1 protein-coding gene is annotated in these 1,571 nt (G+C 47.3%); it reads left to right on the forward strand.

Translation table 11 applies throughout. The annotated features are described in order from the left end of the window. A partial coding sequence (locus tag ACFINX_RS09995) for a hemagglutinin repeat-containing protein (protein WP_375668787.1) occupies positions 1 to 1,571 on the forward strand: 1,571 nt, incomplete at both ends.

Genomic DNA, 1,571 nt, shown 5'->3' on the forward strand with positions numbered 1-1,571 from the left:
AATCGCACTCTTCTTGATGTTGAAGATCCCAATGCTCAAATGCAAAGGCTCTATGACAATGCTGTGGAGCAGCAAGATCCCTTGGGGTTAGAGCTAGGCAAGCCCTTAACGCCTCAGCAAATTGCTGGGATCAAAAATGATATGATCTGGCTTGAGACCCACCTTGTCGACGGACAAGAGGTCTTGGTACCCCACGTTTATTTGGCACCAAACACTTCTTTAGCACAAGATGTTTATGGGGCAAAAACGCAGCAAGGAAATCTTGCCAGTGCACGTTTGAAAGGCAATGGCGTCACTATAGAGACGGACCGTCTTACCAATAGTGGCACCATATCAAGTAATGGTGCATTGCATGTTTCGACTACGCAAACTTTGTTTAATGATGGTGGTTTTTTGCTTGGCAGCGGTGCTGTAGATCTCAGCAGTGGCGATCTTTTAGCCAATTCTTCCGGTGTTATTCTGGGGGATATCATCACCCTCAATGCGAAGACAATCATTGATGGTACTGCAAAAATCCGTGACACGAATGAATATGGTTTTGTTGATCGCAGTGGGCAGCAGGCTCAAATCATTTCTATACAGGATTTAAACATTCACTCCCTTGGCGATTTAAGCATGACTGGTGGCCAATGGAGCAGTGGCGGTCCGATGACGGTGATTGTCGATGGTTCTGCTACGTTTGGTTCATTAGTGCTAGAGAGTGACCATAAGGAGACATTGGAAAAAGGGCATTATAACGCCCAAAGCAGTGAGCACCGTTTGACAGAAGTCAACAGTGATGGAGATTTGACCATTGTCACAGGTGGTGAACTTAACCTTGGGGGAAAGTTTAAAGCCAAGGGCAATGGGGATTTCACCAGTGGTGGCGCTCTCAACGCGATTTCAGAGCAAGATTTTAACAGTTTTGATTTGGATCTGAGGGGCAAAGAAGGCGACAAATCGAAGCAAAAGAATAAGTTTCGTCAACAATCAACAGAAGTTACTACAAACAAAACCACGATAGAAGCAGAGGGCAACCTCTCCATGCATGCGCAAAATGGGGATCTCACGCTTGATGCGGCAGGGCTATCAAGTGGTGGTCAGACGCATTTGGCATCAGATACGGGAAAAATCAAGTTTCTGACCAACAAGGATCAAGATTTTAAGGACGTTTATCAGCGTAATGAAAACCTTGTGTGGTGGAGTGAGAGCGATAAAGGTTACCTTAAGGAGACCATCGAACATGTCACCATAGATGCTAAGGGTGGCATAAAGCTTGATGCGGGTGATGGCTTCGTTGTTGAGTATCAGGCAACCGGTGATTTAGACAAATCCCTTGAGCAATTGTCTCGCTCTCCAGGCATGGCATGGATCAAGCAACTGCGTGATGATCCAGAATTATCCAAGCAAGTGGATTGGCAAGCAGTTAAGGCTGAATTTAAAGACTGGGATTATAAAGCCCAAGGGCTGACAGAAGCCGGTGCGGCTCTCGTGGCATTGGCTGTCACGGCGGTTACGGGTGGAGCAGCCTCGGGCGCTGCCAGTGCCATTACCGGTGCTTTGGGGCTTGGCTCGAGCACCGCCATGAATGC

Origin of the sequence: Bartonella sp. AP36NXGY (assembly GCF_042195865.1) — a bacterium.
GTDB lineage: Bacteria > Pseudomonadota > Alphaproteobacteria > Rhizobiales > Rhizobiaceae > Bartonella.